This is a genomic window from Bacteroides gallinarum DSM 18171 = JCM 13658 (assembly GCF_000374365.1).
Lineage (GTDB): Bacteria > Bacteroidota > Bacteroidia > Bacteroidales > Bacteroidaceae > Bacteroides > Bacteroides gallinarum.
Window position 1 is genome coordinate 1 of sequence record NZ_KB894158.1, and the last position, 14,668, is coordinate 14,668.

Below are 14,668 nucleotides of genomic sequence, written 5' to 3' on the forward strand. Positions count from 1 at the left end.
AGAATGAAGCCTGCCAAGCTCACTCTCATTAAAACTCTTGCGATATTTTTCCAGAATATCAAATTCTGTAAAGCCCAAAGTAGGGTGAATTTCTGAAATATTTTGTATCTTAGCCATATCTTAGTTGAGGTATTTCCCCCGTTTGGGCCGTCAAACCTTGTTTGCGGGGGAATACCTAAAGATACAAAAAAGCCAACTAATTCGCAATACTTTAAGTATGAATTAGTTGGCTAATTTTATTCTATTTACTGAATGTCCCAATGAAGTTAACATGATAGGAGGTATGATGTTAACTTTCCGTGTGTTTGGTTCATAATCAATCCCTAGTTGGCGCTATAAATATTTTGTGTATCCCTAATAAATTTTATATTCCTTCCACTTTCTTTTGATATTCACTGGGAGTCATTCCCCAAGCCTCTTTAAACGAAGCTGCAAAGTACTTATGGTCATTATATCCTAATGCTACAACTACTTCTGCAATACTAATCCTTTTGTTTTTCAACATCTGACAAGCATGTTTCATTTTTATATCTTTAATGAAGTCTAATGGTGTTCTCCCCGTGATTCCTTTTATTTTACGAGCCAACGTTGAGCGAGACATCCCTAATTCTCCAGCTAATGTTACCACGTCAAATTCGGGCTCTGAAAGATTCTGCTCGACAACTTCAATAGCCTTCTCTATCAACTGCTCATCCAGTGATGTAAAATCAATCTTGGAAATCATTCCTGCGGAAGGATTTGCCTTGAAATCTGCTTGTATCTGCTTTCTTTTTTTTATTAAATTTCTCAAACGGACTTTTAAGATATTAGGTTCGAAAGGCTTGGATACATAATCATCTGCTCCCAGTTCATAGGAAGCAATCTCATTTTCCATGCTCATTTGCGCTGTAAGTAAAATTACAATAATATGGCTGGTCATAATATCATTCTTTATATGTCGACAGAGTTCCATACCATCCATTTCCGGCATCATGATATCACTTACCACTATGTCTACATAGTTACCTTTAATATATTCCCACGCTTCTTTTCCATTTTCAGCCACCACGACCTGATAATCTTCTGAGAATATATCTCGCATCAAATAAAGTAATTCCTGATTGTCTTCCACGAGCAATAATGTTTCTTGAGAAGTTCTTTCTTTAGTAGCTTCCAATTCATCTACCTCTGGCAATATTGGCTCCGATATTTCATACAGTTCATCTGATAAATAGCTGGTTTTATCCAAGGGTATTTCAATAGTGAATACAGAGCCTTTACCCAGAGTACTTTCTAATTCTATATGTCCATGATGCAATTCAACAAGTTCTTTTGTCAACGAAAGCCCAATACCGTTAGACAGTCCGGGCTTGCTGTATTTATTATTATAAAATCTGATGAAAATTTTATCCCGTTCTTTGGATGATATACCGATTCCCTCGTCTTTTACTTTCAAAACAAGGTATTCATGGTTTTCTGTATGTCTTGTGTTTACACTGAGTGTTACAGACTTGCCTGACGGGGTGTACTTATATGCATTAGATAATAAATTTGATATAATTTTATCCAGCTTGTCTCGATCAAAATAACCTTTTATATTATCCGTACTGGTTTCAAAAGAGAATTTTATTTGTTTTTCATTTATTATAAATGAGAAACTGTCTTTATATAGTTCCTTCAAAAAAGCAAGTACATCTCCATAAGAAACGGACAATCCCATTTTCTTGTTATCGATTTTTCTCAAATCCAAGATTTGTTGCAAAAGATTTTTTAATCGCTTAATGTTAACTAACATCATATTTACATGTCTTTTATCTTCTTCATCTGAAGAATGGATTGCTCTGGCTAGGCAAGAAAGTACAGTAAGAGGAGTCAGTAATTCATGAGAAACATTCGTAAAGTATCTCAATTTCAATTGAATCATTTTCTCTGCAAGCTTTTTATTATTATTTCTTCTCATCCGCTGAATATACAGAGAAATAAATAAACTGATTAGTCCTAGACTTATGCATACATAAATCAAATAAGCCCACCAAGTTTCATAAAAAGCAGGTAAACGATAAATCTTCAATTCTGTAATACAGTCACTCCAAAGTCCATTTTTATCAGTAGCCTTTACTTGAAAAGTATGTGTTCCTTTACCTAATTTATTGTAAAAAGCCTTATTTTCCCCTGGGTTTAGGTAAATCCAATCCTTGTCTATCCCTTTCAGGCGATATGCATAACGGATTTGCTCCAAATCGTGATAATTTAGGGATGAGAAGCTTATTTCCAAATCTTGATTATCAGGAGACAATCGAACAGGATTTCCCCTACTGATTTCTTTTCGGATACTTTTTCCCATAATTTTCACATCGGTAATATGTGTGGTAATTTGTTCTGGAATACTTTCCAGACTCTGCGAAGGAGATACAGAGATAATACCAGAAACCCCTCCAAAAAAAATATCCCCACCTTTATGGTCATAATAGGCAGCTTTCGGCATGAAACGATTTAACAACAGTTGCGGATTATTAGTTGCATAACTCCGATATGCCCCATTAGTTGGATTATACTCTTTCAACATCTGATTAGTAACAATCCATATATGATTGTAAATATCTACAATAATCTGATTGATAAAATCACCCTTCATTCCGCAAGTTATACTGTGATCAGATAATCCTTGCTTTTGGGTATCGAATAGTAAAACTTCGCCTAAACCTGTTCCCAACCATAGTTTTCCATCACTGGAAACATCCATACATATAAAGTCTTTTACAAATGGGAATATCTCATATTCCTTGTTGTTCTTTATAAAACCAATTCCCTTATTTGAAATAGCAAACCATATTTTCCCATCATTGGCTTGTACAATTCCAGTAACAGAACCTAATTCCTTATCAATAACTTCCAATTTATTGGTATTAGGCTGATAAACAAATAAACCTTTATTCGTTCCTATCCATAGATTTTGATTTTTATCTTCTAGCAAACTTAATACATGACCAGAATGTTCAACAGCGTCATGAAGATTTATACAAATCTCTTGTTGAATTTCCATATTATTCTGACGCAGTTTGACAATTAGCGAGGAAAAAGGATATAATACCCCCCACACTGAACCTTTTATTTTTGAGGTAGTCAAATTCGTTACATTTTCTAACGATAACATTTTGTTTTTGGAGCAATCTGTATAATGTCTCAGTTCGTCTGTCTCTGAATTATAAATACACAACCCATATCGCTCTTGAGTAAACCAAAATATACCTTTATCATCTTTACACAAAGAAGCAATAGCAGGATTTGCCTTTATTCTGTTCCGCAATGAAAGCAGAGGATATTTGTTTACCACATTATCACGAATATCTACAATAAAACTTTCCATATCAAATGCTGAAACCCATAGCTTGCCTTCTCTATCTTTATATATTTCATAAAGCATTTTATTTCCTACCGGAAGAAAAGAGGATGTATCTACTTGTTCTAGGCTTCCTTGCTCTGTTATTTTAAAAACAAAAAGATCCTTGTCCGTAGTTACCCACAAATAATGAAAAACATTATCTTGGACCATGTGGAATACATCTCCAGTAGCTTGATGTGCTATGTCTATGGGAAGCGGTTGGGGTATATATTGTTGTTCAACAAAAGCAGCTTTAGGGTCAAAGCGGACAATGCCTTTTTCCCAAGTTCCTAACCAATAACAGTGATGAGCGTCATCCCAAATAATTCGCTCTATAAAACGATATTCTTTATGGTGAAAATAAGGTTCAAACACATCTGTTTTCTTATTTAATTTATACATTCCACTATCTGTCACAGAGATAAGTAAATTTCCTTCTTTATCTTCATATACAATATATACACATTGTGTATTATATTCCATTTCATACTTTCTCAACAAGGTTCCATTCGCATTAAATCTGTACAGACTACCAGCCACACTTACCCATACGGTTCCATCTTTGGTTACATTTATGGTAAATATATTTTTTTCTGAAATATCATCTGCTTCTACAGTAGTAATCTGCCAAGTAGCCTTGTTTAGAATGTAAAGCCCTTTCAAAGTTCCAAACCATATTTTTTTCTCATAATCTTCTGCTATATAAGTAATGTAGTTATCTTTCAAAAGATTAGGAGTGAACATATCTGAACGGAAAACATCAATATCGTACCCATCGTAACGGCATAGACCATTAAATGTTCCATACCACATATATCCATCGCTATCTTGAAAAATGCGGTGAATAGCTTTAACTGGTAACTTATCCAATAAAGGTATTGGTTTGACTGTTATTTTTTGAGCTGATAACGAACCTAAAATGGAAAATAGTCCCAATAAAACGGCAAAAGCGGATAATTGTGTTTTTCTAAGATTCATAATACAAACTATATTTGAAGACAAACTTACATAAAAATCCTCGTTTTCTATTGTACTAGAGTAGAAAACGAAGATTTTTATGTAAGCTTACGAAGTAGAGTATTCTCAGGAATGGGGAATTCGGGAAATAAATTCATTGCCGGTTATCACAACTTCTATTCTTGGGTCGTTGCGCTATCTAATATTATATCAAACTGATATTCTTGGTATGAATTTAATGTTGGAATCTTATTTTTACATCTGCAACTTTTCCTTTCATAGGTATGTGAGCTTCGTATAATCCCGAAGATACTTCTTGTACTATAACACTTTTATTTGAAACTGATATAGAAATAGTTGGACAACAGACTTTGGATTCTATCAATATCCTTGTATCATGGTCTTTTCCTTCTCTATTTTCTAGAAAGAAACATATTTCATTATCCTTATAAAGAATAGGTTTATTCTTCATAAATCCATCTTTCTTTAGCTCAACTGCCATAGGTATGGGTGTAAATATACGTAATTGACGACGAATACCATCATATGGTATAATACTTATATTTCCCTTTTTGTCAACTTCGGCATTACCTCCATAAGCAATTAAGCCTAAATCTGAGTCTTTAAGTAAATAAATGCCAGAGCCGCGGATACCTCCTGTTAATCCATGGTCAATTTCTCCATCATACTGTAAAGGTCCGCGCTTTTGTTTAACAGATTTCAAATTCCAAAGATATGAATGTTGATAAGGAGAATAAATCCAACCTGCTGCTCCATCGTTCATTTTTCCATTATACCAATATCCATAGTTAGTATCTTTTGTTCCGGTATTCACAAGAGCCCAAGAGGATAATAATGAATTATATCCCCAATTAACATACTTTTCTGGAGTATCTGAGAATCGAAACGCATAGTCCAATATAGCGACTCCTCCCAACTGAGACATATAGTCGAGATTATCTTTACCTCCACTCCAGGCGGTACCTAAATGGCCGAAATCAAACTCATATAATCCACGTATGGCCAAATTCCCATCTAACTGGTTTTTCATGAAACAATCTACCCTAGTTGTATCGAGCGACTTATAAGAATACCATTTATGTTTATTCTTATCATACCACAATTGCTCTTGTGGAATTATTTTATGGAACTTTGCGTATTCAGCCACATAATAAGAAGATTCATAAGCGGTACGGTCAACAAACATTTCTGAACCAAAAGGCCACGAATCTTCATATATCATATAAAGAACCTTCTTTTCCCATTCTTTGCGTAATGTTTCTGCCGCGTTATTTCTTCCTTCTGTTTTCAATGCCTTTATTATGTCCAATAAATATCGTTCATGGAAATTGCCTATTTTATAAGCCCAGTCGCTCCAACCTTTAATAGCCCATTGCTTCCCCATAAAAATATTGTATGGTACCTCGAAATATGCCATTGCTGTACGATAAGCCCGTTCCAAATATCCTTTTGCATCTAAATAATTTACAAGATATGGATAGTCTTTTGCAATCCTATACAGATTATAGTAAATTGTAAAATGAGTAGGATAATCATAGGTTCTCCACATACGTTCTTTTCCGCTTCCACCAGAATTATAGTCTCCTAGTGCCCCACTACGGAGTTCATACCAATTATCACATCCATAAATACCGTATGGATAGGGATATTCTTTATCAGTGCGTTGAAGCTTTCCCCATACAAAGTTTTTTTCATAATACTCTAAAGATGCTATTTCATCTTTATTAGGATAAACCACATTTTTTTCGCTTAAATACAAAGCTTTACAATTAGACGGATCGTCTGAGCCTCCTACCATATATGGGTATGGTAAACCTCCTATATTATCGGGAGAGAGCAATACCTTATTCTCCATATCCCATAAACTATACAAACCGTTATACCATTTTGTAGAGTCGCGATGTTGCTGGTGAGTTACGATAAAGTTTGCTCGTTTTTTTATTACATTCTCCAATGGTTCTGTTACATAAAAATTCAGATAACAAATCTTTCCTTTTCCATATTTTATAGTAATCATATTTTCACCCAAACGTGAGAATCTAAAATCGTACAAGTACTTTTTATTTAATTTCCCCTTATTAATAATTTGTATTTGCTGTGGATGCTCCGATTCCAATATCTTGATTTTTTGTTTACTGGCAATAGCACAATGCACTTTCATCTCTGGGGAAACAACCATTCCCGGTACAATTTTTACAACAACATTTTCCTTATCATACAATTTATCTTGAATATCCGTATATTTTTCTACCAAAGAAAAATTAAATCCTGTTGTATATGACTTGTTAGATGAAATAACTTTTGATGTACTTGGAAACCTCCAAGTATCATTCATTCTCTCTATTGATGTTTTGGAATGAATGTAATAATAATCTCCTAATTCTTTATATTCCAATGACGTGCCATTTTTCATTGTCATTAACAATACATTTCCTTGTCCATGATAAGGCAACCAATAAATAAACGAAGAATTACCGTTTAAAAAAATATGCTTTGCCAAATTATCTTTTGCTGGTAAAGCCTCATTTCGTTCACCGATAGGAATATGAACTCTCATGTCAGTTATTTCTATAGTTTGCTTATTTCTGTTGTAGATAGTGATATCCCAATTTACTTCCATTTCGGAAATAGAAAAAGACTGATTTAATTCTATCGAACCGGGTAACTGCCAGGATATTTTTATATTTTGTGAATTATTTGATATAACTTCTGGAGAGAAATCCGATAACTTTACAACATATACCTTTCCTGCTGCGATATATCTTACATATAAATTGCCTAAATAATCATTTTTATTCAAATAATTCCTCCCTCCATTACTGTTACTATAAGTCATAGACGCAATTCCCCTCTCTTTTATATCTAATTTTATGATTGGGGTTATAGCTTGCCCTAATGATGTGCTAAAAATGATTCCTACAAATATAGAAAATAAATATTTCTTTAATTCCATGATATTTCATTTAAAAATAAGATATTAAAACAAAATAATCCCCTTATTTTAGACCCGTTAGGAATTTAACAAGAGGATTATAATCATGCTATTTATTTTTTCAAATTAGTAACCTGGATTTTGTTTTAGTTTAGGATTTGCAGTTAATGCTTGCTCCGGTATAGGATATAATACCCGATAATCTCCATTTGGTTCATGCGATAACCAGCTTTTAGTGGTAAATACCCCAAAACGAATCATTGTTCGACGAGAATAACATTCATAAGCAAACTCACGAAGCCATTCATCAAATAACTGACCGAATTGTACCGGTGTCTGATCTCCTTTATTTGTAATCTTGTAATTTTCTACATATCCCCATTCAAATGAAGAATCATTATTTTTCAACTCGTCATCGGTAATAATAGCATCATCAGGATTCGTAAAATTACGGTTACGAACTTCTGTGACTAACTGTCCTGCACCAGGCTTTCCTAAGCGAAGCAGACATTCTGCTTTCATTAATAAAACTTCAGAATATCTCATTAAAGGAATATCTGTACTAGAACTCCAGTAAGCCCCTTCTTCTACCTCATATTTGTTTACTCTATATCCTTGCATCTCATTCACATATTTTCCATCGGGTAATTCTTTTGTAAAATTCAAAGGTTCCCCTTTCATATCGTATTGTCCATACAATAAATTTCCATCTGCATCATATTGTAATCCGTGGAGCCAAGTATCATTTAATCTTCCGTCTCCTTCTTCATAAAGGTCGATGTATTGGGGAACAGCACGTTGCCCACCAGCTTCATTTGGGGTATCATTAGTCAAAAATTTCTTTTTTAACTCTTTATGCCATGCATTCATCCAAAGCCAGTTAGCTGTTACTCCTTTGTCATAATCATAGGGAATTGTCATCAAAACTTCCTTTGAGTTCTCCACTCCTTCTGTTCGGAAGCAATCCCGGAAATTGGGAGATAAGTCACATTTACCACCATCAATTATCAAATTGCATTGCTCCAAACAGGCTTCCCATTGTGGAGTCCCGGTATATACTTCTGCATTTAAATATGTATTAGCCAATAAACATCTTGCAGCCCATTCATTAAAACGCCCATAGGTTGTTGCATCTTGGTTTTTACTAAGATTAGGAATAGCCTCGAGTAGTTCTTTAACAATAAAATCATATATATCTTTTCTGCTGCTTTGTTCAGGCATCTCTTGACTGGTTGTCGTTACTAGAGGAATGTTGCCAAAACCATCACACATACGCCAATAATAAAATGCTCTTAATGCACGTAATTCCGCAATTCCGTCCAATTTATCTTTATCTGAAACATTAGGAAAAACATTACGTTGAATTCTATCTATAGCATAATTACACAATACTATTCCTTGATAATAACCTGTCCATATTTCATTGAGATAACTTAATGTGGAATTCCAAGTGTGATAATGAATTAATAAGTAGTCACCTCCGAATCCTGTAACATTTTGAGGGGTTACAACACAACATCCTGCCAATTCTTCCACCCACCAATAATACATTTGCCTATCAGAACGTAGCGGATTATATGCTCCTGCAATATTTGCTTCAAAATCATCCGTTTGGTATTGATAAGTTTCATCTAATATATCGGAATAAACCTTCTCATCCAAATTATTACTGCATGATACCAGAATAGCAATCAGCAATAAAGATAAAATTGTTATATTAACTTTCTTCATAATTATTCTTCTTTAAAATGTCAAATTAATTCCTAACGTATATGTGCGAGTTGTTGGATATTGATAAATATTATCAACTCCCGGGGTAAGACCTGAAATATCTATTTCCGGGTCAAGCCCACTATAACCTGTAAACGTTGCCAAATTGGATATACTAGCATATATACGAAGTTTTTTTATCCATTTTAATTTTGCTAAATTAGGAGTATACCCCAAAGTTATATTATCAATTTTCCAAAAATCACCGTTTTCTACGAAATAACTTACATATCCATTAGGTTGGTCATAAGCCAAGCATCTATTATCCATTTTAGGTTCCAATGCACTGGCAAGCACATTACCAAATCCTAGTGCCGAAGGAACACCTAATGATTGCTCTACAAAATTATACACTTGGAAACCGAATGCGCCACGCATCGTTAGGCTCATATCAAACCATTTATATTTAAAAGAATTGTTAAAATTTAGATAATATTTTGGTAATGCATTTCCTATAACTTGGCGGTCACTGGCTTGGGCATCAGAAAAACTTTTAACAGAACCATCTGCTCCTTCAATAAGCCATCCTCCATTTTCATCAATACCCACAGATTTCCATCCATAAAAATTACCAAGAGGCTCTCCTACTTCTAACCTATGAGTTATAGCCTCAAGTACTAGACCATCTATATAGTTACCCGCAACATATTTATCATTGGATAATGAAACTAGTTTACTCTTATTTGTTGAAAAATTCAAATTTGAATTCCAAATAAAGTCTTTAGTTTGGATTGGAATTGTACTGAGAGAAACTTCAACCCCTGAATTACGGATAGAACCGGCATTAGCTGTAATATTAGCTGAAACATACGGAGGAACCGGAACTTTATAATCCCATATTAAATCTTCCGTAGTACGGATATAATAATCAATGCTACCGAAAACTCTATCATTAAAAAGCCCATAGTCCAAACCTAAATTGAATTCTTTTTTCTTTTCCCAGCGCAAATCAGGATTGGAATTTCCACTGGCTTTTAATTGGGTTATCCATTGCCCTTTATAATATGCATATCCCCCTAAATTTAGGCGTGCTAAACTCATATAAGAACTTCCGGGAATAGTACCTGTAATACCGTAGCCGGCACGGAATTTTAGATTGTTAATAAAATCGACATCTTTCATGAAATTCTCTTTTGCAATATTCCATCCTATGGATACTGCAGGAAAAGTTCCCCATTTATGGTTTGCTCCAAATTTAGAAGAGCCTTCATATCGAACACTAGCTGATAAAAAGTATTTATTGGCATAATTATAATTTAGACGAGCAAACCATCCAACTAATCGACTGCTATTTTGGCTTGTACTCATACTTGCTTTACCTTCTGTTAAAGCTGTGCCTACTCCCATATTATTATATGTGTAGTCGTCACTTGGAAAGTCATAATTAGTCATTGATGAATAACGATAATTATAATCATTCCAGCTATACCCCAACAATCCATTTATATTATGGCTTTTGAAATTATTGGTATATTGTGCCGTAATTTCCATCATATCATTTTGCGTACGATTTGATTCTTGTGTAGCATACCCATTCATTCCATACATTGTTGTCGATTTATGACGTTGCGTCTCATAGTAAGAGCCAAAAAAGTTATCAATCTCACGGGAAACCAACCAACTAATATTTAACCCTTCTATTGGATTTAAAATAGCTTTACCATACATCTTTATTTTTGTATCTTTATTATCCCCTTTGGTTTCTTCAAGTAAAGCTACTGGATTTAACCGGGTAGGAGAACTTCCATTTTCATTCCATGTACCGTCTTCATTCTTAATAGAATAGGTCGGATTGTATTGAAGAGCATTGTAGTAAGGATTTTCATACCATTCACTATACGGAAAACCGTATGAACGCTGATAACCACTAATTTGAGCTTCAAGCTTTAACAAGTTATCCCACATACGATGAACTACATTTATACGGGGATAAAGTACATTTACCAACGATTTTTTTATAATTCCTTCATTTCCCGTATAATCCAAACTAGCGATATAGGATGTTTTTTTAGTAGCTCCCTTCAAACTTATACTAAATGTTTTATTAAATGGAGTTTGAGTTATTTCTTTCATCCAATCTGTACGGCTTCCATAATCAAGTGCCCCTTCCACTCCTTGTTTTGCTAACTCGGCATATTCATCTGCCGTTAGCATATCTAACTGTTTAGAAATTGTTTGGGTGGAAATATAACTGTTGATATCAATTGTAAGAGGCATTTCTCTTTGTGCTTTTTTAGTTGAAATAATTACAACTCCGTTTGTCCCACGAGTTCCATAAATAGCAGCTGCAGAGCCATCCTTTAAAACATCAATCTGCTCTATATCATTAGGAGAAATATCATTAAGATTTCCTTCTACGCCATCGATAATAACCAGCGGAGCAGAACTTGAGGCTAATGTTGTTACTCCACGGAGCATAATCTGAGAGCTTGATAAGGGATTACCATCTGCCTGTACAACAGTTAAACCTGCAATCTTACCACGAATTAAACTAGCTGCATCAACAGAAGAGGCTTGCACAAAATTCTCCGACTTGATACTGGCAACAGAACTCGTAAGCTCTTCCTTACGTTGTGTACCATATCCTACAACTACCACTTCATCCAACAGCTTTGTATCTTCTTTTAATATTATTACTAAGCTTTTATTGGAGCTAGTTTCTATTTCTTGCGTACGGAAACCAATATACGAGACTTCGATTGAAGAGCCTATGGATATCTCTAACTCAAAATTTCCGTCTACGTCTGTAATTGTACCATTGGACGTTTTTCCTTTTTCTACAACACTGGCCCCAATAATCGGACTTCCGGCTACATCTTTGACAACTCCTTTTAGTTTAAAACTTTGTTGTTGAAACTCGTGTACCACCATTGCACTGTCTTTCGAAGATGCCATTAGTGGAGCTGTAACAGCAACTCCTAGAAAAGCCAACAAAGCAACAAACGCTTTTTCTTGTTTAAAGAAATAATTTAACATAGTTTTTTGTTTTAAAGTTAATTTAAGGTGTTTAATTTTCCTAATCCAGGAATAATTTTTGATATATATTATATAATTGATTTGCAGGGATCGGCTATTTATCAGTAACTGTTATGCCAGAACGATGATATTACTTACAATAGTACAAGGGAGCATATTCATGTTCGCTACTACAGTAGAATACCATTTCCCATTTGTTTTATTCTGTTCCTTCTTTATACAGCCAAATACCATAAGTAAATGCGTCTGCATTCTTATTGGGCTTCTGTTCATTGGGTCGAAACCATTGACTGCTATCTGTGAACGGTGTTAAATAAATCATTACTTCATTACCCTTATAAAAAGCTTTAGCCTGATAAACGGGACCTAACATGTGTAAATAAGGCTTATCCACTTTTTGGGGCTGATAGTTTATGTCTACACAAATATCTTTTTCAAAGTCAAGGTCGTCATTCCCAATCTGTTTATTCCATACCATATCCAAACAATATACAACCGGGCCTCTAGTGAAAGCATAGGGTATGCGGTTAGTTGGTTCTTCACGGTACATTATTTCACCTTTTGGCAATGTATAAGTGGTATATTTACTGTGATGTTCACGCATAATCCATTTTTCTTCCATGGGGAAGGTTAGTACTATTTTATCTCCCTTTTCCCATTCCCGGCTAATACTCAAATAAGTCCCCGGCTGTATGCTTTTTTGAACTTCACCATTTACTGAAATTTGAGGTTGCTTACACCAAGACGGGATACGAAGATTAAGATTTTTCTTAGTTTTTCCTGAGGAAATCATTATCTCTATTGTTTCCGATTCCGGGTAATTCCCTGTTACTTCAAATGAAAATTCATCACCATTATAGTTTGCAGAAAGATATTGATTGATATAAAATTCATCTTTGTTTTCTGCATACAGAAAAGAAGGTAACAAGGAAATGATACGGTGTCCACTTGCCGTACAGCAATCTGGCCCATGAAAATAACCACGGGAACCGCTTGGCTTATCTCCGTTAGGGGCTGTATGATACCGACATACTCCTGTTTCGCAGTCTTGGGCTGCAAATACATGGTTAAACATCAAGCGTTCCATTGCGTCAGCGTACTTGGTTTCTCCTGTAAGTTCTAACAACATCTGTGTTAACTGCATCCAAGACATCGTAGCACAAGTTTCTACAATATTTCCCGTAAGGGGTTTCACATAGTCATGTTCATAGTGTTCTGCTACGCTTACTCCTCCGGTAATATACATCTGACGTTCACGAATGTCATTCCATGCTCCTGCTACCTTACGAAGTAAAGTTTTATCTCCTGTTATACGATACAGACGAAGAAAACCCATAAAATTCATTTGGAACGTATGAGAATGTACATAAGGTTGTAATTTATCTACGCCTAATTTTCCGTCTGCCACTGAATCTAAACGTGAAAAGGCATCCCAGCCACTCCATTTATCTATATTACTAACAACCCATTGACTCCATTTTAAATATTTTTTCTTTCCCGTTATTTCATACAAACGGGCTATCGGATCACATAACAGTGTGCCTTCCCATGAATAGTGTACGCCATGGCCTGCAAAATCGGAAAGTGTAGCTATATGTTTGTGCTTATTTTCAGGTGCTCGTAAATCCGAGGGCCAAAATTCCAGTTTATCCGGACCAAAATACCTTAAATAATAATCTGCCAGTTTCTCTGCTGCTATCAACGCATCTTTATTTCCAGTTTCTTCATAAACAGTTAAAAATGCATGAAAGACAAAATAAAGTTCATAGGCATCCATGCCACGAACCGGCCGTTCGGGAGTACGATAACTTTGTGCAGTAGCACCCACATATCCACTTTTTTCCTGTGAATCAATAATACGTATTAAAACTTTTTGTACCTTATTTAATAGTTCTTTATCGCCACTTTGAATTGCAGATAGATATGCTGATTCAATCCATTTACCATGTTGTTCTGCTTTTGTCCAATCCCATTTAGTATGCTGACGATTTACAATAAAATCTACATAAGTATTTATTGGAAAGTTTTTTAGGTATTGACGATTCACTTCCATGCGCTCCCCAAAAAAGCCTGTTATCTCTTTTACAGTAGATATAGGAACTGGTTTTTCTAATAAACTAATACCATCATGCTTTTGAGCAAATATCGATTGTGCCGATAAAATAAAAAATAATAATAACTTTGATAGTTCCTTTTTCTTCATGCTTTCAAATTATTAGATTAATAAACGATTTACTTGTTGCAAAGAAAAAAAGTTTTCTTACGATTAATCTGACTATATGTATCAAAAAGGGGGGAGAATCCAGCCATAAGATAATTTGATTAATTTCTCCCCATTAAATGAGTAAATTTCCCCCTTTCTATACGGTGCACAGAAACGATATATCGCCCTATTGCGGACGGGACTTTAGTGGAACTTTTCGGGAAAATGATTTCTTGTATTAAGGAATATGAAAGGATTCCCGCTAATATGCCTTTTATGCCGGATGAGGTACAAGATACTTCTATATGAGAGGTTCACTTAGTCTTTTTCCTGAATTCTCTTCATTTTTTCGTATATTTATCTATGCAAGGAATAAATAAAGACAGCTAATCCGTTGCAGTTGGCTGTCTTTTCGTATATTTGCGAACCGGTGTACCGATACCGGGCG

General features: G+C 34.8%; 5 protein-coding genes. All 5 read right to left on the reverse strand.

The genetic code is table 11. The features are described 5' to 3' along the window. Nucleotides 1-364 precede the first annotated feature (364 nt). Nucleotides 365-4,339: a hybrid sensor histidine kinase/response regulator transcription factor gene (locus C233_RS24900; RefSeq protein ID WP_018668899.1), complete on the reverse strand. Its 3,975-nt coding sequence runs from the start codon at nt 4,337-4,339 to the stop codon at nt 365-367. A gap of 214 nt (nt 4,340-4,553) precedes the next feature. Next, on the reverse strand, nt 4,554-7,292 hold the full coding sequence (locus C233_RS0117855; RefSeq protein ID WP_018668900.1) for a DUF5695 domain-containing protein: 2,739 nt from the start codon (nt 7,290-7,292) through the stop codon (nt 4,554-4,556). A 105-nt stretch (nt 7,293-7,397) separates the two neighbouring features. Beyond that, nucleotides 7,398-9,002: a RagB/SusD family nutrient uptake outer membrane protein gene (locus C233_RS0117860; RefSeq protein WP_018668901.1), complete on the reverse strand. Its 1,605-nt coding sequence runs from the start codon at nt 9,000-9,002 to the stop codon at nt 7,398-7,400. Nucleotides 9,003-9,014: 12 nt separating this feature from the next. Continuing rightward, nucleotides 9,015-12,017 (reverse strand): SusC/RagA family TonB-linked outer membrane protein, encoded by a 3,003-nt coding sequence (locus tag C233_RS0117865; protein ID WP_018668902.1) that lies wholly within the window; start codon nt 12,015-12,017, stop codon nt 9,015-9,017. A 199-nt stretch (nt 12,018-12,216) separates the two neighbouring features. Next, nucleotides 12,217-14,220 carry a beta-L-arabinofuranosidase domain-containing protein gene (locus C233_RS0117870; RefSeq protein WP_018668903.1) on the reverse strand — a complete coding sequence of 668 codons (2,004 nt, stop codon included), beginning with the start codon at nt 14,218-14,220 and terminating at the stop codon, nt 12,217-12,219. Nucleotides 14,221-14,668: the final 448 nt, after the last annotated feature.

Bases quoted from the DNA above. Each gene is read 5' to 3' on its own strand.
- C233_RS0117855 (WP_018668900.1), bottom strand. From the start codon at position 7,292: ATGGAATTAAAGAAATATTTATTTTCTATATTTGTAGGAATCATTTTT.
- C233_RS0117870 (WP_018668903.1), bottom strand. From the start codon at position 14,220: ATGAAGAAAAAGGAACTATCAAAGTTATTATTATTTTTTATTTTATCG.
- C233_RS0117865 (WP_018668902.1), bottom strand. From the start codon at position 12,017: ATGTTAAATTATTTCTTTAAACAAGAAAAAGCGTTTGTTGCTTTGTTG.
- C233_RS24900 (WP_018668899.1), bottom strand. From the start codon at position 4,339: ATGAATCTTAGAAAAACACAATTATCCGCTTTTGCCGTTTTATTGGGA.
- C233_RS0117860 (WP_018668901.1), bottom strand. From the start codon at position 9,002: ATGAAGAAAGTTAATATAACAATTTTATCTTTATTGCTGATTGCTATT.